A 17,959-nucleotide genomic window follows, 5' to 3' on the forward strand; every position below is an offset into this window, starting at 1 on the left:
ACCGCAGGCATTATTCCAAGGGAACGTCGCCCAGCCCCAACAGGTTGCCGTGGCGGTCGCGGACCTGCAGCGCATAAGACCCTCGGTTGCCTACTTGCTGGAACAATGACGCGCGGTAGACCTTGCCGTCGCGGTTCGACACGCAAACGCCTTGTGGGAGAAACCGAGGGTTAGGCCGCGAGCAGCGCACCGTCCCATCGGCACTGAGGGCGTCCTTTCCTTCTACACGCGACAAGGTGACTGCTTCAATCACCCGCTGGTTGCCGCTTTCTGCGTCGAATCGCAGCCACCATTGGCCCAACAGACTTTGCGCATCCAGTAAACCAGGCTCCATGGCCATGCGCAACATTGGCTTGCGCACCTCATCTGGAAACGCTATGCCGCCCTCAATCCGAGATGACGACTGTGCCGTAGGTTCCAGAACCACAAAATCCAGCGTGAGATCACCTACGGCCTGCGCCAATTCGGCGATGGCCGATGGCCCACCCAATGGGCGGCCACCCCGGTATCGGTTCAGGCCAAAACTTGTTTTTCCCCTCTGGTATTCACCGCTTCCCATATGGAAAGTTGGGTCGCCGTTGGGCAGGTAGTTGAACACCTGGGCAAGCGCCATCCCGTTTTGAACATCAATAGCAATACCGCGCCCAGGCTTAAACGTCACTTCGTCCCGAACCAGCCAGGTGCCGCTGCTGGGGGTCAGCGTTGCGCTGCAGCCGGAGATATCTCCAACATATAAATCCTGCCAGTTCGCGCAGGCTGCAATACCCCCGCGATCATCCCCCCCGACTGCAGCCCCGTTGAGCGAATAGGTCTGCTTTACGCCCTGACTGATCACCTCCGCCACACCCACCAAATCGACATTGGCAATGCGCAATCTCATCGACTGAACAAAGGGAAAAGGGTCATTTGGTGTCTGCGTCTCAGTACTTGTGCAGTGGTATTCATCCTTGCCGGTCACCTGCGTGCAATCGAGCGTTTGCCCGGGATAGTCTCTGAGCTCCGAAACCCAGACTTTCCACTGCTTATCCTCCGTCAGCTTGCCCACACTGATGCCAGCAAACCAATGTGGATTCTCGCTGGCATCCAGCATCGTGCTCAGAAAATAACGTGTCTTCCCCTTTTCCCAATAGCGGGATAGGTAGTCCTCGCTTCGCATCTCAAAGCGCTGAATCGCCCGCGCAGGCTCCCCTGGAAACTGCACCGTTCCCTGCAGCCCATTGCTAAAACTGACTGTCACATTGCCTGGCGAGCCAAGCTCTTGCGCATCCCGCGCGTCACTGCCAAAGCTACGTCCCCCTTGGTATTGCATCAGCGGTACGGTGATGGAGTCACCATCCAGTTGCCCTGTGGCCATGTAGAAAGTGGCATCGCCATTCTGCTCGTAGCCAAATACCTGCATAAAGAAAGTATTGCCTTGCACATCAATCGCCAGGCCCCGGCCTGGTTTGCCATCCAATTCCTCGGTAATGGCCCAGGTGCCTGCCTGGGGAGTAAAACTGCGCGCGGCCCAAGTGGCGGTACACGAAACTGCCAAGACGGAAGCCAAAATAGCGGGACGAAGTGCCGGAATACGATATGCCTTTTTCACGTAATCTCCTGGTTTCAAATCAATATTTTTGGGATGCTCCAGCGGCATGCTGATGGACTTCGTACTGCTGAATCGGACAAACACAGACAAACCCAGAAGTTAGCCTCATGCACGTCTGGGCGGAGGCTTGGGCGCCCGAAGGCATCGCCCATATTTCAGGACGATCCGCCTTGTCGGCCAGGGAAGAACTCGCCTACCCGGGAAGCCCCTGCAAACCGGCTGTAGGGGTCTGAATGCGGTCTCTGACGATCCGCGCCCATCCCCTTCAGCAATAGGTTCGCAAGCCAATGCGCAGTGGAAAAATGGCGTCCCCTTCAGCCGCATCAATCATTCGAGATTTGCCCCACACCACGCCAGTTGGCGAATTGGTCTTTCAGCTGAATGGCATCCTCATCGGCTGTAAAGCCATTGAAACGCGCGTACAGGCTGCCTTGGACAACGGCTCTCGTCGCATCCGTATAGAGATTGCAGACATAGCGTGGGACATCGTAAGGATTCTTGGTGCATTGCACCAATCCATCATCGCTGGTAGCAGATGCTTCATTCGTAGATGAAAAACGCACTTTTCGGAGGATGGGTGCATCAGGAGGTACTGCATTTGAAAACGCCATCACCCACTCCCCAGCTAGGCGGCTGAACGGCGTCAACCCTTGTAAATCCAAGCGTTTGACAGGCTTGACTTCTTCACCAGGAAGCTGGAACGTGCCTTCAACATAGGGGGCAAACCTGTCTTCATTTCTGCCTGAGAATTCAATGACAGCGGCCCCAGCCTCTTGGCCATCAGACACCGGGGCGGCAGCAGAAGCTGGCCCGCCTAAATACCGTCCCCTTTGGTAACGCTGGATCGGCACTATTCTCGGGTTAATGGTTCCCGTCACCGGGTTACGACCAATCACTGCGCTCCCCATATGGAACGTGGACCTGCCATCGGGCAGATAATTGAAGATCTGCAGAATCGCCACCTTGTCCTGCATATCGACACTGATGCCGCGCCCCGGTCTACCCGTCAGCTCATCAGCAAACACCCAGGTCCCGTTGGATGGCATTTGCCATTGATCACAGCCTGCAGGCATATACGTATATTCATACATCCCGCACAGAGATACGGCTCCGCCAAGGAAGCCCATTGCGCGCTGCACTCCGGCAATTTCCAGAACATGGCCACTGCTGTTCTTGAGCGTGCCCACGACCTCCGGCCCTATCATCTGAAATTTCAGATCGGTATGCGGGCTTGTTGCTGCATCGCTCACGAGCGCTTGGCAGCTAAATGACTGGACGCCTGACAATCGCTGGCAGTCATACGACGCTCGATACCCGCTAAAGCGTGATGACAAGGAAAGTCGGTAATTTTTCCCCTCTACTTTGCTAAGGCCGGCGCCTAAAAAATCTACAAAATTGCCGCCCTGATCCACCAGCAGCCACTTGCTAGTCTTACCTATATTTTTTGCTTCTGGTGAGGGAGCAAGTACCGCATCATCAAAATCGGGGTCGTTGACCAGAAAGCGCTCGATGGGCTTCTCCTGCTCCCCAGGGAAACGGATCGACCCCAGGATGCCATTTGAGAAGGACACGGTCACCATGCCTGGTGATCCATCTTCCACCGCGTCCTGCGCGCCGCCGCCAAAACTGCGGCCTGCCTTGTAGCGCATAAGGGGTGCCGTAGCGGTAGTGCCATCCATCTGGGCGGTAGCCGTATAAAAAGTGGCATCGCCATTCTGCTCATAGCCAAATACCTGCATGAACAAGGTATTGCCTTGCACATCAATGGCCAAGCCACGGCCCGGTTTTCCGTCAATCTCTTCGCTGACCATCCAAGTTCCCGCTTGCGGTGTAAAACTGCGCGCAGCCCACGTGCCGGAGCAAGAAAGCGCAAGGATGGTAGCCAGAATAGCGGGACGTAATGCAGAAATGCGATTTGCCTTTGTCACATGATCTCCTCGTTTTAAATCAGTATAGATGCAAATAAATTGGAAATCCAAAACTAGAATAACCAAGACCTCCCGCTCCATCTAAAGATTAAACCCCCCCATTAACAACCGTGCAAATCCTCTATTTGTCTCTCTGTATCGCGGGCACTGTATTGCCGCTGTCGCAATTTATTCCATGGCTTTGCGCACATGGCCTGGATGTGCCACTCCTTTTGCAACAGGCCACTTCCAGCCCACTTTCCGCTTTCGCTTGGTCTGACGTTCTGGTGTCCGGCATCACCGTTGCGGTGTTGATCGTGGTGGAGGGAAGAAGGCTTGCCATGCCCAGGCTGTGGCTGCCCGTCTGCTGTCTTGTAGTGGGGCCATCGTTGGCATTGCCGCTGTTTCTTCTGCTGCGCCATCGGCATCTGGCTGCAGTGGGGTCCGCTGAAAAGGAGCCATGCAAGCAATGCCAGAATCCGTCTTGAGGCAACCCCAGCACTGACTGGGGTTCAGACCCTCCGATTCACAGCCCCCATTTAAAAAGCTGCCTTGATGTCCATGAAATCCAGTTTTCTCGCCCTGGCATGGGCAGTTGCCTGCTGTATCGCTGCAGCAGAACCGGCCCCGCTTAGCTTCGTCCGTATCAAAAGCACCTATGGTTCTGCGCAACATGAACCCGCCAGCCTGGTGGCCAGAAATGCGCAAGAACTGGAGGAGCTCGTCCAGCGCCATGGCGCACCTGCTATTCCAAAACCTGGTGCTTTGATTGCGGATGTTCAAAATCACATGGTGATTGGCATATTCCTGGGAGACAGGCCTAGCCCTGGTTACGGCATGTCCGTGCAATCGGTTGAGCAGGTAAATGAACAGCTGGTGGTCACTTACCAAGAGTACATCCCCGATAAGACTGCCGTTCATGCTGCAGCGCTTATGCAGTTGTTTGAGATTATTCAAACACCCCAAACCAGGTTGCCGGTGGTATGCAAAGGGCTGCCTGCCATCAGTATCGATGAGGCCAACCGCAGGTCCCAGTCAAAACAGAAAACCAGCAGTGCTTCATGAGCGCTTGCGCTGACTGAATAGCCAGCAACAGCCTCAAGTGCTGCCTGGCCAACTCCACCCCCACCAGGGTAATCCCGGAAATACAACAAAAAGTTGCAAACGCAATAACTGATGAATAAGATTGAGAATGATTCTTGTTTAATTTTCATAAAACAGTCACTCTCATGTCATACACCAAGCAACGTAGACACCAACCCAACCTGATCGTGATGGCCTTGATGGCGGCAGCCGCCACTGCCAGCGCATCCGCCCAACAAGCCCAAACTACCGAGGCAGCAGCAGCAACTGGCAGCGCTGCCGAGGTAACCGCCAACGCGCCGGTCAACCTGCCCCAGGTAACCGTGCGCGACCGCTATGAGCGCGAGGACCTGCCCGCACTCGCCCCCGGGCGCAAGGCGGCCAAGGGTGCGCGGCTGGGCATTCTGGGGGCGACCTCGATCATGGAGGCACCCGTCCACGTCAATGCCTACACCCGTGAGCTGGCCGAGGACTGGTCGGCGCTGTCGCTGCAGGATGTGCTGGAGAACGATGCGGCGGTGGTCTTCACCACCAACAAGGGCCACTTGCTGCAGAACTTCAACCTGCGCGGGCTGGATGTGACGGCGATGGACATAGCGACCAATGGGCTCTACGGCATTGCGCCGGCCAACTCGGTGCCGATCGAGATGTTTGAGCGGGTCGAGGTGATGCGTGGCCCCAATGTGCTGCTGTCTGGCATGCCACCGCTGGCCAGCGTGGCCGGCTCGGTCAATATGGTGACCAAGCGCGCGCTGGCCCAGCCGATTGCGGATCTGACTGCCACCTATGTCTCTGATTCGTACTACCAACTGCATGCCGATGTGGGCAAGCGCTTTGGGCCTGAGCAGCGCCTGGGCCTGCGCTTCAACGGCGTCTATGGATCAGGGGATATGGGTGCCGAGGATGAAAAGCAAAAGCGCAATGTGGGTGCGCTGGGCCTGGATTACCTGGGTGACAACTTCCGCCTCTACCTGGACCTGTACAACAGCGTCAACAAGATCGATGGCGGCAGCCCTGCGATGTTCAGCTTTTTGGGCAGCGCAGCCATCCCCGGTGTGGGCTATTTGCTGTCGCCGCCCGATGGCGATGTGAACCTGTTCAAGGGCTCGCATGGCAAATACGACAACAGCGGTTTGCTAGCCCGGGCGGAGTTTGATTTCAGCAAAAACTGGCAAGGCTATGTGGCAGCGGGCGGCTCAGAGGCCGAAGGCCAGGGCCTGCTGTTTGGCACGCGCGCCATCGTCACCGGCGCCGATGGCACCACGCGCGGCGCCATCTACAACGTACACACCAAGTCGGAGCGCCGCACGGCCGAGGCTGGTGTCATCGGCAAGTTCGACACCGGCAGCGTGCAGCACCGCCTGCAGCTGTCGTTCAACATCCTCAAGCACAAGGAAGGCACGGTCAACACGGCCTGCAACTACTGCTACACCACCAATATGTACCGGCCGACCGAGCCGACTTTCCCGGCAGCGCCGACTTTCAAGGGCTACGCCACGGAGAATGAATTCCGCTCCATCGCGATTGCCGACACGATGGGCTTTTGGGATGAAAAACTGCTGCTGACCCTGGGCCTGCGCCACCAAACGGTGAAGACCCCGCTGGTCAATGGCGTCGCCTCCAACTACAGCGAAAGCCGCGTCTCGCCGATGGTGGCCGCCGTAGTGCGCCCCTGGGGCGAGAACATTGCGCTGTTTGCCAACTACACCGAAGGCCTGGAGCCCGGCCGCACCGTGGGCACCGGCTTTGCCAACCAGGGCGACACCCTGGCCCCCATGCAAACCAAGCAGGGCGAAGTGGGCGTCAAACTGCAGGCAGGCGAGACCACCCACACCTTCAGCGCCTTCCAGATCAAGAAGCCCTCGGTCATCACCAACAGCGCCAACTTCCAGGTGCTCGATGGCGAGCAGCGCCTGCGCGGCCTGGAATGGAGCGCTTTTGGCAAGCTGAGCGAAACCGTGGCTCTGCTGGGTGGCGTCGAATACATCAAGTCAAAGCAGATCAACACCGGATTGGAGAACTACGGCGTGCCCAAGCTGCGCACCCGCATTGGCCTGGATTGGGACACCCCCGTGCAAGGCCTGTCGGTGGGCGGGCGCTTCTTCCACACCGGCTCGCAATGGGCCGACTCGGGCAACCGCCTGAAAGTGCCGTCCTGGAACCGTCTCGACGCCATGGCCCGCTATGCCACCAAGTTTGGCGCCACCCCCGTGCGCTTTAACGCCAGCGTGGAAAACCTGACCAACAAGAACTACTGGATCGGCATGTTCAACGACGGCTTTGTGATGCCGGGTGCGCCGCGCACCTACCGCTTGTCGGCCACCGTGTCGTTCTGATCGGGAGGTCAATGAACCTGGCCGCCATGGCCAGGGTCCACAAACACCACAGCCCGCTGGCACGTACATGCCAACGGGCTGTTTTTATCAGGGGTGTGACGCGCTTTACTTGGTCAAGATCAGCTTGCCCAGCTTGGTCGCCTGCAAGGTGTAGACGAAGCCGTTATGCGCAATCTGCACCGTCTTGTGGCCGGACAGCAGGCTGGCGCTGTCAACGCTGCGCACTTGCAGATTGGCATCATTAAGCACACGCGGCTGCAAGGCGATGGTAAGGGGCTCGGCATCGGCTTGCGTTTCGCAAACAGATGGAGTGGCTGCCAGGTCCAATGGCTGCGGAGCAGCGGGACGGCGCAGTTGCAGGGTACGGCGGGCACTGGTGGCGGCATGCAAAGGGGTCATGGTGGCGCTCATGGCAGTTGGGTGTTGGGTTGGTGGTCAAGCAAGTGCAGCCAGCTTGGCGCACCGCAGGGATGGAAGAAATGGCAGTTGGGGCACAGCGCCCCTGATCGCGCCCTCCGCCCAGCCAGCGCCGGAGCGGGCGCCAGCACGGCGCTGCAGGACGGGATGACGTTCATGGCGAGAGGGGTAAATCACAGGAACGGAGTCTAACATTGAATGAGATTGATTATCATTCATAACCATTCTGTCAAAGGAGTCTGATGTCCGTCCCGCCCTTGCCCGTTGCCCCCTCAAGCACATCCAGCATGCCCCTGCCCGCTGCGACTACGCGCCCTTTCAGCCTGCAGCCGCTGATGTTTGAGAACTTTGTTTGCACGCTGTCGATGATGTCCTTTGTGGCACTGATCGGCCCGATTGCGCGCCTGCTGGGCTTGGCGCCTTGGCAGGCCGGCATGGCCGTGACCGTGGGTGGCCTGGCCTGGGTGCTGCTGGCACGCCGCTGGGGAGCGGCCAGTGACCGCTGGGGCCGGCGCCCTATCCTCCTGCGTGGGCTGGGCGGCTTTGTGATTTGTTATGCGCTGCTGTGCAGCTTTATCGTGTTTGCGCTGCGCAGCCAGCCGCCCGTGTGGCTGGCCTTTGCCGGGCTGGTGCTGTTGCGCGGCATGGCCGGCGGCTTTTATGCGGCCGTGCCCGCCACCGGCGCCGCGCTGATTGCCGACCATGTGCCCGCCCCGCAGCGCGCGGCGGCCATGGCCACCTTGGGGGCGGCCAGCGGCATCGGCATGGTGGCGGGGCCCGGTGTGACCGGCCTGCTGGCCGCGCACAGCCTGGAGCTGCCTTTGCTCATCACCGCCGTGCTGCCGGCCTTGGCGTTTTTGGTGCTATGGCGCTGGCTACCGCGTAGCAGCAGCATGCCAACGCCCCCAGCGGCCACCTCAAGATCAGCGACCCACGCCTGCGCCGCCCCTTGGCCGTGGCCTTTTGCGCCATGTTCAGCGTGACCATTGCCCAGGTCGTTGTGGGCTTCTTCGCACTCGACCGTTTGCAGCTGGAAGCCAGCGCCGCTGCACGCGCCGCCGGCATTGCACTGGCCGTTGTCGGTGTGGGCCTGATCCTCGCGCAGCTGGCCGTCCGCAAACTGGGCTGGACGCCGCAGCGCCTGATCCGCGCCGGCTGCGCCCTGTCTGCGCTGGGCTTTGCATCACTGCTGCTGGCCAGCACACCCTGGGCGCTGTGGGCCGGCTACTTTGTCGGCGCCGCCGGCATGGGCTGGGTCTTCCCCTCCGTCATGGCCCTGGCCGCCAATGCCGTGGGCCCGCATGAGCAAGGCGCCACCGCCGGCACCGTTGCCGCAGCCCATGGCCTGGGCATGATCCTGGGGCCACTGGTGGGCACCTTGGTCTATGACCTGCACCCCGGCGCGCCTTATTTGCTGGTGGCGGTGCTGCTGGTGCTGGTGGCGCTGTGGCCTGCGCGTGCACCGGTGTCGGCGCTGGAGGTGGGGCGGGTGGGTTGAGGCCCAGCTGTCTGACATTTAGCGGTTCATTTGCGCTGCCTGGCTGCATCCAACTTGGCCTCCAGGCGGGCAATCACCACCTCTGCAGGGATGCCAGCAGCAGCGCTGTTGTGCCGCGTGGCGGCCGATCCCCGCTGCAGCCATCCAGCCTGTGCTTGCCGCTGCTGGATCTCGTGGCGGACCGCGGTTTCGACAAAAGACGCCAGGCTTTCGTTAGGCTCCAAGGCATGCTCCACCTCATCAAGTAAAGCGGGCTCGACGCAGATGGATGGGATGGTGGCGGTCGTCATGGAGAGATCGTAGAGTGAGGGCGTGCCGGTTCTTATTAATCTTGCAAATTTTCGCACTGCATGCAAATTGGGAGCCGACTGTCAGGTCTCCGTGAGCTTTGAATTTTTCTCACTGAAGTTTGAACTCGGGGCGCTTTGGGCTCCGCCAGAGGGGGGCCGGGGCGGCGTCCAGCCTGTCGCCGGCCCGTGAGGCTGCTGTTGCGCTTGGTCAATGCGAAGGTAGGATGGCGGCTAACGGCCAGAAGCAGACCTTCAACCTTCGTGTTCAGAGACCCAGTACAAGTCACGTTCAAGCTGCTCAAAAATTTTTCACTCGTAACCTAGCGCCTGCACTCCTATGGTCAAAATTTCTTCGCAGCAACAAGATGAGTTGCAACGTGCCATCTCCGAGTTTGTCGGAGCCTTCGAAGTCGTGTTTCGCTATGACTGGAACTACTCCTCAGAGATGATTGGTGACGCCGGGGCGAGCTTCTTAGAGCCCAATGTTGAGAATGAGAACGAAGATTGGGGAGCTCGAGGGGTGTTGCTTGAGCGGTATCGAGTATTGGTGGCCGCGATGAAGGAATGCGGCATGGAGCCTAGGTTCCCGTTCCCTCTTGAGAATCTGCCCGAAGCGCCCAAGCGACTTTGGTGAACGCTCCACGTCCCGGGGATGTCTGCTTTCAGCAAAATTGAACTTCGGCTTCGGGTCGAGCACTGACAGTCATCAACCAGCCAAATGCGGTAGTTCGTTAACGGACACCCATGCAGCCATCCGCAAACACTCGCCGGGTGAATCGACATGGAAATTCCAGAACTAAATAACGTCTATGGGCTCATTGACTGCAGCGGCCGAATGAAGGAGTTCGCGGCTACCCTGCAGCGCTTTCGTGAGGCGGAAGTTTGGCTCAAGGTATCAAATTTCGACGGCGCTGAAAGCATTCATATGGAAATTTCAGACGCGTCATTTCAAGCATACGGTGACCACCATAGTCAATTTCTTTTCAATGGGGCGATTGCAGGCGATGAAGAGATGGTTTGCGAGTTCACGCGTGAGCTTCACAGTCTTTTAAGGCTGGCGGGCTTCAGCGTTTGGTTCGAGATCTATGACAGAAACCGTGTACCGTTGGCGACGTTGGGTACATACTTTGGAAATCGACACCAGTGACCGAGCCGATTGCGGCCATGCGCCAACTTTCTATTTATCGCTTCATCCCAAATGATGCCAGTTTCGTTTTACGTTGAATCGGATGTCTTGGCTTTGCTAGAGCCTATTCCTTGTGTGCTCATCGCGCGTGAGGACAATGCGCTCAGGCTGCTCCAAAAGATGCATCGCGATATACAAGAATTGAGGAGTGTCTTGAGCCATTTCCCAGATGTTCTGTATCAACCACTGGAGATGCACTATGCGGTTTCCAAGGCCATCGCAGCCGTGAATGAAAAATTGATATCCGACCTAACCTCTAATTTTGGTTGGGGAGGAGTAGTCTATGCGGCCTTTCTTGCTGCATTCCGCCCCATGATGCCATTCGCCGACTACCTAAGAATAGCCAGGAATAGAGTTCCTCAAAATCAATGGTTGGTTGATTTGGCGCTTCGTGAAATTGAAGGTTGTTCAGATCCCGAAGTGGGCGGACATCAATCGCTGATTAGGGCAATCAGAGCAACGCTTCCAAGTTACCCCGGCGAACATATCCACCTCCGTGAGTGGCCTATTGGCGAAGAATTGGCCCAATTAAATCTAGAGAAAGACGCCATCGCTGCGGTTTACCGGAAGAATGGGGCAAGCGAAGCAATTTCGGAGATAAAGAGTTCTCCATGGTCGAAACTGCTGATGATTTGACCGTCAGCTTCCGAGGGCGGTGAACTTCGGCTACGGGTCGCAAGCTGCCCTCGAGCAAGTTCCATCAGCAGATCACTCTTGGCTTGGTCGGTAGGATCTTTGCAAGAGTGTGAGACTGGCTGGATCAACCGTTCTCACTGATTCTGCAGATGTCCTTGATCTACAAGGACACGAATTTGCAAGATCAATGAGGACCTACAGGGCGGGGAATGCTCAGCCATCGAACCTCGGAGTGATGGCTATTGGCACGGGGCGACTACCACCACTCCAACTTCGTCCAAATACCACCCCATCTCGCTCCACCTCCCCATACCACCTGGCATGGACTACGATAGCGGCACTCTCAGCCCCACCTTACCCGCCTGTGCAACCCACTGACCGCCCGTCCAAAATCCAAGATGTAGCCCGTGCGGCGGGCGTGTCTGCGATGACGGTGTCGCGGGCGATCAACCACCCCGAGCGGCTCAACCCGGAGACCCTGCAACGTGTGCGCGATGCCATCGCCAGCATGCGCTATGTGCCCAATGCGCTGGCCAGCGGGTTGCGGCTGTCGCGGGCGCGGCTGGTAGCGGCCTTGCTGCCGACCTTGGTGGGGCCTGTGTTCCAGGAGCTGATCCAGTCGCTGGACCATGCGCTCAACCAGCATGGCTACCAGCTGATGATTGGCCGCACCGGCTATGACGCCGCGCAGGAGGCGGACCTGATTCGCGCCATCATCCAGCGCCGGCCCGATGGCATTGTGATGATCGGCACCGCAGCATCGGAGGAAGGCCGCGCATTGTTGCAGGCCTCGCGCATTCCGGTGGTGGAGACCTGGGACCTGGCCGATACCGCCATCGACATGCTGGTGGGCTTTTCGCACCATGCCATTGGGGCAGCAGTGGCGGAGCATTTTGTCGCCAAGGGCCACCGACAGCTGGGCATGGTCAGCGGCGATGATGCGCGTGCCCGCGTGCGGGTGGCGGCCTATGCGCAAGCGGCTCAAGCGGCCGGGCTGCCGGAGGTGACGGTGGCCTTTACCCCTGCACCCAGCACCTTGGGCGGTGGCCGGCGCGGCCTGGCCGACGTACTGCTAAAGCATCCCGAGGTGACTGCCGTTTTCTGCAGCTCGGACACCCTTGCCTTGGGCGCCTTGATTGAGGCGCAGCACCAGGGCCTGCGCGTGCCTCAAGACCTGGCCGTCGTTGGCCTGGGCGACCAGGAGTTCGCCAAGGACACCGCCCCGCCCCTCACCACCGTGCGGCTGGACGGCACCCGCATCGGCCAGTTGGCAGCCGATATGATCGTGGCCCGCTCGCTGGACCAGCCCGTCGATGCGCACCACGTAGATATCGGCTTTGCGATCACCCAGCGCAGCAGCAGCTAAACAGCATCTCCCCAAAAAACTTCGTCTCTCGCCACCCAGTCAATATCGGGTAATTACTGATTTCTACACACAAGTTAACGTTAACAATACGACAAATTCCAATGTTAACGTTAACTATTCGAAGCGAACCATCGCTCAGCATGCTTTCAGCAACACCCGCAACAGCAGGAGACAAACATGACCACTACCCCTTTCAGCCCTTGGAAGAAAATCGCCGCACTCGTCTGCGCCAGCGCTGCGGCCTTGGCCGCCAGCCCTAGCGCCTGGGCTTGGCCCGACAAGCCGATCACCATCATCGTGCCCTTCCCCGCAGGCGGTGCGACCGACACCGTCGCCCGCGCCATTGGCAACAACCTGGGCCAGCAATGGGGGCAGACGGTGGTGGTAGAAAACAAGGCGGGGGCGACTGGCAGCATTGGCGCAGCCCAGGTGGCGCGCGCCCCGGCTGATGGCTATACCTTGCTGGTGTCGTCCTTGGCACCGCTGGTGGTGGCACCGCATTTGATCAAGGGCCTGTCCTATGACCCGACCCGCGACTTCAGCTACATCACCGTGGCGGTACAAACGGCCAATGTGCTGGTGGTCAACCCTAGTCTGGCGCCCAAGGTCAACAACGTGCAGGATGTCATCGCGATGCTCAAGGCCAAGCCCGATACCGTCAGTTTTGCGACCTCGGGGGCGGGCTCTTCCGACCACCTGACCGCCGAGCTGTTCTGGCAAAAGACGGGCACCAAGGGCCTGCATGTGCCCTACAAGGGTGGCGCTCCGGCAACGGCCGATCTGCTGGGTAGCCAAGTGGATATGTCGTTCCAGAACGTGAACAGCGTGTTCCCGCACATCAAGTCGGGCAAGCTCAAGGCCATTGCGGTGACGGGCAACAAGCGCTCTGCGGTACTGCCCGATGTACCAACCATGGCCGAGGCCGGCATCGAAGGCATGGATGTCTATGCCTGGCAAGCCTTTGCCGCTCCCAAGAACCTGCCGGCCGACATCAAGACCAAGCTGCATGATGGCATCGTCAAAGCGCTGCATGACCCTGCCGTGAGCAAGCAGTTCACCGACATGGGCCTGGAGATTGTCGGCAACAGCCCCGAGGTTTTTACCGAGTTTCAGCGCAAGGAGTTTGCGCGTTGGAAGCAGGTGATCACGACGGGTGGTATCACCGGACAATAAACAGCAAACCCAACTGACCCAACAGCGGGCCCGTCAAAGCGCCCGCTGCGCAACTCTCAACATTTAGCCTACGCCGACCATGCAAGCCACCCCCTCCGCCTCCCCCAGTTCCACCCCCCGCATCACCGGCTACCGCGTGGTGCCGGTGGCCGGGCATGACAGCATGCTGCTCAACCTGAGCGGCGCCCATGCGCCGTTCTTCACCCGCAACCTGCTAATCCTGACCGACAGCGATGGCCGCACGGGCGTGGGCGAGGTACCGGGTGGCGAGAGCATTCGCAACACCTTGGAAGATGCGCGCGAGCTTATCCTGGGCCAGCCGGTGGGCAACTACAACGCCATGCTCAACGCAATGCGCAGCAACTTTGCGAACCGGGACAGCGCCGGCCGTGGGCTGCAGACCTTTGACCTGCGCACCACCATCCATGCGGTGACCGCTGCCGAATCGGCACTGCTGGATTTGCTGGGCCAGCACCTGGGCGTGCCGGTGGCGGCGCTGCTGGGCGAAGGCGTGCAACGCACCTCGGTGCAGATGCTCGGCTACCTCTTCTATGTGGGCGACCGCGAGCTGACCGACCTGCCCTACCAAACGGCCCCCGACGAAGCGGACGACTGGAAGCGCCTGCGCCATGAAAAAGCCATGGACCCGCAAGCCATCGTGCGCTTGGCGGAAGCGGCTTACGAGCGCTATGGCTTTGAAGACTTCAAGCTCAAGGGCGGCGTGCTGCGCGGCGAGGACGAGGTAGAAGCGATCCGTGCGCTGCATGAGCGCTTTCCCAAGGCCCGCATCACCTTGGACCCGAATGGCGGCTGGTTGCTGAAGGATGCGGTGCGCATCACCCGCGATCTGCACGGCATCTTGGCCTATGCCGAGGACCCCTGCGGCGCCGAAGAAGGCTTCTCCGGCCGCGAGGTGATGGCCGAGTTCCGCCGCGCGACGGGACTGCCCACGGCGACCAATATGGTCGCCACCGACTGGCGCCAGATGGCGCATTCGCTGTCGCTGCAATCGGTCGATATTCCGCTGGCCGACCCACACTTCTGGACCCTCTCCGGCTCGGTGCGCGTGGCCCAGCTCTGCCAGGCCTTTGGCCTGACCTGGGGCTCGCATTCGAACAACCATTTCGACGTGTCACTGGCCATGTTCACCCATGTGGGTGCCGCCGCGCCCGGCAAGGTCACCGCCATCGACACGCACTGGATCTGGCAGGACGGCCAGGGCCTCACCAAGCAACCGCTGCAGATCAACGGCGGCTACATCGAGCTGCCGCAAAAGGGCGGCCTGGGCATTGAACTGGACATGGATGCCGTGGAACGCGCCCACCAGCTCTACCTGCAACACGGCCTGGGCGCCCGCGATGATGCGATGGCCATGCAGTACCTGGTGCCCAACTGGCGCTTTGACAACAAGCGCCCTTGCATGGTGCGCTAAGGATCATCGGCGATCCCTCGCTCCACCCAAACAGCGAGGGATGCCAGATGGCCGGACTCAGGGATGCCAATGGCTAGCCCGGACCAGGGTCGCAGACGGCCCGGCGTTGCCGGCCAAGGCATAGGACAGCTGATTGGCCGCCGCAATGACGGTGTTGGCCATCTCTTCCAATTTTTGCTGGGGCAGGCGCGACGCGGGGCCGGACACGCACACGGAACCTAGCAAGCGCCAGTGCTTGCCAAACACCGGTGCGGAGATGGTGGCCACACCCTGCTCGCGCTCGCCGATGGACCAGTGGAAACCCCGTTGGCGAATGGCCTCGTACAAATCGCCAGGCTCGCCGGAGAACGCCAAAATCACCCTCCCTGGTGAGCCTTTATTCAGCGGCAGCCCCTCGCCCATGCGGGCATGGTGGCGCAAGGCCTGGGGGCCTTCTACCCGCACCAGGCAGGTCCGCACATTGCCTTCGCGCACATAAAAGGCCGCGCTCTCGCCACAGGCCATCGTCAGCGCGCGCAGCGCCGGCTCCAACACGTTTTGCACATCAAAACCGGCCTGGTAGCGGGCGCCCAACCAGCCCGCTGCCGGGCCCAGGCGCCAATCGCCATCGTCCCGCTGCACCAGGTAGCCCGACTGCGCCAAGGTGCGCGCAATCCGCAACGCCGTGGTCTTGTGCAGACCGCAGCGCCGGCTCAGCTCGGCCAGTGGCAGATGGGATTCTCCCAACGCAAACGCATCTATCAATTGCATAGCACGCAACACCGCAGTGACAGTGGTTGTGGACGATCCACCGACCTCTTGCATCGCGTCCGAAGATGCGTTGGCAGGGTCGTCCGCAGCGGCCATCTCGCCCTCCAAAACCTGGGTGACAACAGGGCCCGGTTTCGCTGCGGATCGGGCTAAGGGTTTGCGCTGAGTGGGGTTGCCCATGGTGCAATGTGTTTCATTGGTTGAAACGGCATTGTATCCCTTGAAACTTTTTTTTAAAGTAGCGCACCACTTGGCGTGAGACCAAGGGGGAACAAATCAACAGAACGATACGGAGACAACGTATGACGATCACGACACGAGCCATGAGCTTCTCGGCACGCCTGTGCCGCCTGGCGCTGGGGACAGCCGTCCTCGCCGCAGCATCCACGGGCGCCATCGCCCAAAGCAACTACCCGGCCAAGCCCATCCGTTTGTTTGTGCCCTTCCCGCCCGGCGGCGGCACCGACATGATTGCCCGCGCCGTGGCGCAGAAAATCACCGAGAAAAACGGCTGGAACATCGTCGTGGACAACCGCCCTGGCGCCGGTGGCAACCTGGGCGTGGATGCCGCCGCCAAAGCCGCCCCGGATGGCTATACCCTCGTGATGGGCCAAACCAGCAACCTGGCCATCAACCCCTCGTTGTACAAAAAGCTGCCCTACGACCCGCTGAAGAACCTGACCCCCGTCGCGCTGGTCTCTTCGTCGCCGATCCTGATGGTCAGCGGTGCCGGCACCCCACTGCATTCGATCGCCGAAGTGCTGAAGGCCGCCAAAGCCAAGCCCGATACCGTCACTGTGGGTTATGCCGGCAATGGCACTGTCGCCCACCTGGCCGTCACCCAGGTCGAGCAGGCCACGGGCGTCAAGCTGCGCCATGTCCCCTACAAGGGCATTGCCCAGGCCATCACCGACTTGTCCGGCGGGCAGATCGACCTGTTTGTCGGCTCGATTCCGTCGCTGATTGGCCAAGTGCGCAATGACAAGCTCCAGCCGCTGATGGTGACCTCCAAACAGCGCTCGGGCGAGTTGCCCGCCACCCCGACGATGGCCGAATCCGGCAGCAAGGGCTTTGAGGCCATTACCTGGTTCGGCATCCTGGCCCCCGCCGGCACGCCAGATGCCGTGGTGCAAAAGCTGAACAAAGCCATCAATGCCGCGCTGGCTGAGCCGGATGTGGTCGAGAAGCTGCGCTCCGAAGGCGGCGATATCTTGGGCGGCAGTTCGGAAGACTTTGGCAAGCTGATGCGCGCCGAAGTGCCCCGCTGGGCCAAGATCGTCAAGGACTCGGGCGCCAGCCTGAACTAAGGCCGCAGCACAGCCGGCCCGCGCCCAGCGCCCACCCCACTCCACCCCACCTAATTAGAGCCCGCGCCATGCAACGCGATAGCTTGGCTGTGCCCGCCCGTTTCTCGGCCGGCACCGCCGCACCCTCCACCCCACTGCCGACAGGCGCCTGCGACTGCCATATCCATGTGTATGACAGCCGCTTCCCCAGCGCAGCGGGCGCCATGCTGTTGCCACCCGATGCCTCGGCGCAGGACTACCGCGCGCTGCAGCAACGCATCGATACCACGCGCACGGTGCTGGTGACGCCCTCCACCTATGGCACGGACAACCGCTGCATGCTGGAAGGCCTGGCAGCGCTGGGCGAAGGAGCCCGGGGCGTGGCAGTGATCGACGGCACAGAGAGCGACGCCGAGTTGCAGCGCCTGCACGGCCTGGGTGTGCGCGGCGTGCGGCTCAACCTGTCGCTGGGCGTATCGGGCACGCTGGCGTCTCTGCTGCCGCTGGCCCATCGCATTGCCCCGCTGGGCTGGCACCTGCAGTTGCTGATGGCGCCCGATTTGCTGCTGGGCCAGGCAGCCCTGCTGCGCCAGTTGCCGGTGCCCTTGGTGTTTGACCACTTTGGCCGCATAGCACCGGCCATGGCGGGCAGCGCTGCGCACCAGCTGCTGCTGGATCTGCTAGAGCGCGGCCAGGCGTGGATCAAGCTGTCCGGCGGCTACATCGTGAGCGACCAGCACAGCGTGGAAGACACGGCGCTGGATGCGCTGGCCGCCAGTTACCTGCGCGCCGCGCCGCAGCGCGTGCTTTGGGGCAGTGACTGGCCCCATGCCACCGCATCCGCCGGCGTGCAAGCCATGCCCGATGACGCCCGCCAGATCGACCGCCTGGCCGACTGGGTGCAGCACAGCGGCGACCACAGCGCACTGCAGCGCGTGCTGGTCGACAACCCGGCCGCGCTCTACGGCTTTGGCCCCCTGGCCGCTTCATAACAACTTTCCGGAGACAGAC

At 60.4% G+C, this 17,959-nt stretch carries 18 protein-coding genes; 13 read left to right on the top strand and 5 right to left on the bottom strand.

Annotated elements, in window-relative coordinates:
* Window positions 1–10: 10 nt before the first annotated feature.
* Together HS961_RS16975 and HS961_RS16980 are read right to left on the bottom strand one after the other, a co-directional pair.
* Complete coding sequence (locus HS961_RS16975) at window positions 11–1,678, bottom strand: hypothetical protein (protein WP_182324008.1); 1,668 nt, start codon at window positions 1,676–1,678, stop codon at window positions 11–13.
* Window positions 1,679–1,911: 233 nt separating this feature from the next.
* Entirely contained in the window at window positions 1,912–3,582 is a 1,671-nt protein-coding gene (locus HS961_RS16980; protein WP_182324010.1) for a hypothetical protein, read from the bottom strand.
* A 44-nt stretch (window positions 3,583–3,626) separates the two neighbouring features.
* Here HS961_RS16980 and HS961_RS16985 point away from each other — a divergent pair, with 44 nt between their 5' ends.
* The 3 genes from HS961_RS16985 to HS961_RS16995 all read left to right on the top strand — a co-directional run bounded on the left by HS961_RS16985 (window position 3,627) and on the right by HS961_RS16995 (window position 6,914).
* Complete coding sequence (locus HS961_RS16985) at window positions 3,627–3,983, top strand: DUF2834 domain-containing protein (RefSeq protein WP_182324012.1); 357 nt, start codon at window positions 3,627–3,629, stop codon at window positions 3,981–3,983.
* Window positions 3,984–4,050: 67 nt separating this feature from the next.
* Window positions 4,051–4,560 (top strand): protease complex subunit PrcB family protein, encoded by a 510-nt coding sequence (locus HS961_RS16990; RefSeq protein WP_182324014.1) that lies wholly within the window; start codon window positions 4,051–4,053, stop codon window positions 4,558–4,560.
* Between the two features lie 164 nt (window positions 4,561–4,724).
* The gene (locus HS961_RS16995; protein ID WP_182324016.1) at window positions 4,725–6,914 is read left to right on the top strand and encodes a TonB-dependent receptor; all 2,190 of its coding nucleotides are present in this window, start codon (window positions 4,725–4,727) and stop codon (window positions 6,912–6,914) included.
* Between the two features lie 105 nt (window positions 6,915–7,019).
* On the opposite strand, the gene HS961_RS23765 is transcribed toward HS961_RS16995, so the two are convergent.
* Complete coding sequence (locus tag HS961_RS23765; RefSeq protein WP_182328306.1) at window positions 7,020–7,313, bottom strand: hemin uptake protein HemP; 294 nt, start codon at window positions 7,311–7,313, stop codon at window positions 7,020–7,022.
* Window positions 7,314–7,618: 305 nt separating this feature from the next.
* On the opposite strand from HS961_RS23765, the gene HS961_RS23520 reads away from it, so the two are divergent.
* Window positions 7,619–8,314: an MFS transporter gene (locus HS961_RS23520; RefSeq protein ID WP_202883121.1), complete on the top strand. Its 696-nt coding sequence runs from the start codon at window positions 7,619–7,621 to the stop codon at window positions 8,312–8,314.
* Window positions 8,302–8,829 carry an MFS transporter gene (locus tag HS961_RS23525; RefSeq protein WP_202883122.1) on the top strand — a complete coding sequence of 176 codons (528 nt, stop codon included), beginning with the start codon at window positions 8,302–8,304 and terminating at the stop codon, window positions 8,827–8,829. Before HS961_RS23520 ends, HS961_RS23525 begins: the two co-directional genes overlap by 13 nt.
* A 26-nt stretch (window positions 8,830–8,855) precedes the next feature.
* Here HS961_RS23525 and HS961_RS17010 read toward each other — a convergent pair whose 3' ends face one another.
* The gene (locus HS961_RS17010; protein WP_238347634.1) at window positions 8,856–9,119 is read right to left on the bottom strand and encodes a YlcI/YnfO family protein; all 264 of its coding nucleotides are present in this window, start codon (window positions 9,117–9,119) and stop codon (window positions 8,856–8,858) included.
* A gap of 337 nt (window positions 9,120–9,456) precedes the next feature.
* Here HS961_RS17010 and HS961_RS17015 point away from each other — a divergent pair, with 337 nt between their 5' ends.
* The 6 genes from HS961_RS17015 to gudD all read left to right on the top strand — a co-directional run bounded on the left by HS961_RS17015 (window position 9,457) and on the right by gudD (window position 14,912).
* The gene (locus HS961_RS17015; RefSeq protein WP_182324018.1) at window positions 9,457–9,753 is read left to right on the top strand and encodes a hypothetical protein; all 297 of its coding nucleotides are present in this window, start codon (window positions 9,457–9,459) and stop codon (window positions 9,751–9,753) included.
* A 147-nt stretch (window positions 9,754–9,900) separates the two neighbouring features.
* Window positions 9,901–10,266: a hypothetical protein gene (locus tag HS961_RS17020; protein WP_182324020.1), complete on the top strand. Its 366-nt coding sequence runs from the start codon at window positions 9,901–9,903 to the stop codon at window positions 10,264–10,266.
* Window positions 10,267–10,320: 54 nt separating this feature from the next.
* Window positions 10,321–10,941, top strand: coding sequence for a hypothetical protein (locus tag HS961_RS17025; protein ID WP_182324022.1), 621 nt, complete (start codon window positions 10,321–10,323; stop codon window positions 10,939–10,941).
* A gap of 364 nt (window positions 10,942–11,305) precedes the next feature.
* Window positions 11,306–12,307 (top strand): LacI family DNA-binding transcriptional regulator, encoded by a 1,002-nt coding sequence (locus HS961_RS17030; RefSeq protein ID WP_238347635.1) that lies wholly within the window; start codon window positions 11,306–11,308, stop codon window positions 12,305–12,307.
* A gap of 177 nt (window positions 12,308–12,484) precedes the next feature.
* On the top strand, window positions 12,485–13,480 hold the full coding sequence (locus HS961_RS17035; RefSeq protein WP_182324026.1) for a Bug family tripartite tricarboxylate transporter substrate binding protein: 996 nt from the start codon (window positions 12,485–12,487) through the stop codon (window positions 13,478–13,480).
* A 79-nt stretch (window positions 13,481–13,559) separates the two neighbouring features.
* Entirely contained in the window at window positions 13,560–14,912 is a 1,353-nt protein-coding gene (gudD, locus tag HS961_RS17040) for a glucarate dehydratase (protein ID WP_182324028.1), read from the top strand.
* A 57-nt stretch (window positions 14,913–14,969) separates the two neighbouring features.
* On the opposite strand, the gene HS961_RS17045 is transcribed toward gudD, so the two are convergent.
* Entirely contained in the window at window positions 14,970–15,716 is a 747-nt protein-coding gene (locus HS961_RS17045; RefSeq protein WP_182328308.1) for an IclR family transcriptional regulator, read from the bottom strand.
* Between the two features lie 248 nt (window positions 15,717–15,964).
* On the opposite strand from HS961_RS17045, the gene HS961_RS17050 reads away from it, so the two are divergent.
* Window positions 15,965–16,969, top strand: coding sequence for a Bug family tripartite tricarboxylate transporter substrate binding protein (locus HS961_RS17050; RefSeq protein ID WP_412101602.1), 1,005 nt, complete (start codon window positions 15,965–15,967; stop codon window positions 16,967–16,969).
* A 68-nt stretch (window positions 16,970–17,037) separates the two neighbouring features.
* Complete coding sequence (locus HS961_RS17055; RefSeq protein ID WP_182324030.1) at window positions 17,038–17,940, top strand: amidohydrolase family protein; 903 nt, start codon at window positions 17,038–17,040, stop codon at window positions 17,938–17,940.
* Window positions 17,941–17,959 lie beyond the last annotated feature (19 nt).

Origin of the sequence: Comamonas piscis (assembly GCF_014109725.1) — a bacterium.
GTDB lineage: Bacteria > Pseudomonadota > Gammaproteobacteria > Burkholderiales > Burkholderiaceae_C > Comamonas > Comamonas piscis.

What these genes read in the sequence shown, in the direction of transcription:
- HS961_RS16990 (WP_182324014.1), top strand. Translation starts at nt 4,051, where the DNA reads ATGTCCATGAAATCCAGTTTTCTCGCCCTGGCATGGGCAGTTGCCTGC.
- HS961_RS16995 (WP_182324016.1), top strand. Translation starts at nt 4,725, where the DNA reads ATGTCATACACCAAGCAACGTAGACACCAACCCAACCTGATCGTGATG.
- HS961_RS23765 (WP_182328306.1), bottom strand. Translation starts at nt 7,313, where the DNA reads ATGACCCCTTTGCATGCCGCCACCAGTGCCCGCCGTACCCTGCAACTG.
- HS961_RS23520 (WP_202883121.1), top strand. Translation starts at nt 7,619, where the DNA reads ATGCCCCTGCCCGCTGCGACTACGCGCCCTTTCAGCCTGCAGCCGCTG.
- HS961_RS23525 (WP_202883122.1), top strand. Translation starts at nt 8,302, where the DNA reads ATGTTCAGCGTGACCATTGCCCAGGTCGTTGTGGGCTTCTTCGCACTC.
- HS961_RS17010 (WP_238347634.1), bottom strand. Translation starts at nt 9,119, where the DNA reads ATGACGACCGCCACCATCCCATCCATCTGCGTCGAGCCCGCTTTACTT.
- HS961_RS17015 (WP_182324018.1), top strand. Translation starts at nt 9,457, where the DNA reads ATGGTCAAAATTTCTTCGCAGCAACAAGATGAGTTGCAACGTGCCATC.
- HS961_RS17020 (WP_182324020.1), top strand. Translation starts at nt 9,901, where the DNA reads ATGGAAATTCCAGAACTAAATAACGTCTATGGGCTCATTGACTGCAGC.
- HS961_RS17025 (WP_182324022.1), top strand. Translation starts at nt 10,321, where the DNA reads ATGCCAGTTTCGTTTTACGTTGAATCGGATGTCTTGGCTTTGCTAGAG.
- HS961_RS17035 (WP_182324026.1), top strand. Translation starts at nt 12,485, where the DNA reads ATGACCACTACCCCTTTCAGCCCTTGGAAGAAAATCGCCGCACTCGTC.
- gudD (WP_182324028.1), top strand. Translation starts at nt 13,560, where the DNA reads ATGCAAGCCACCCCCTCCGCCTCCCCCAGTTCCACCCCCCGCATCACC.
- HS961_RS17045 (WP_182328308.1), bottom strand. Translation starts at nt 15,716, where the DNA reads ATGCAAGAGGTCGGTGGATCGTCCACAACCACTGTCACTGCGGTGTTG.
- HS961_RS17050 (WP_412101602.1), top strand. Translation starts at nt 15,965, where the DNA reads ATGACGATCACGACACGAGCCATGAGCTTCTCGGCACGCCTGTGCCGC.
- HS961_RS17055 (WP_182324030.1), top strand. Translation starts at nt 17,038, where the DNA reads ATGCAACGCGATAGCTTGGCTGTGCCCGCCCGTTTCTCGGCCGGCACC.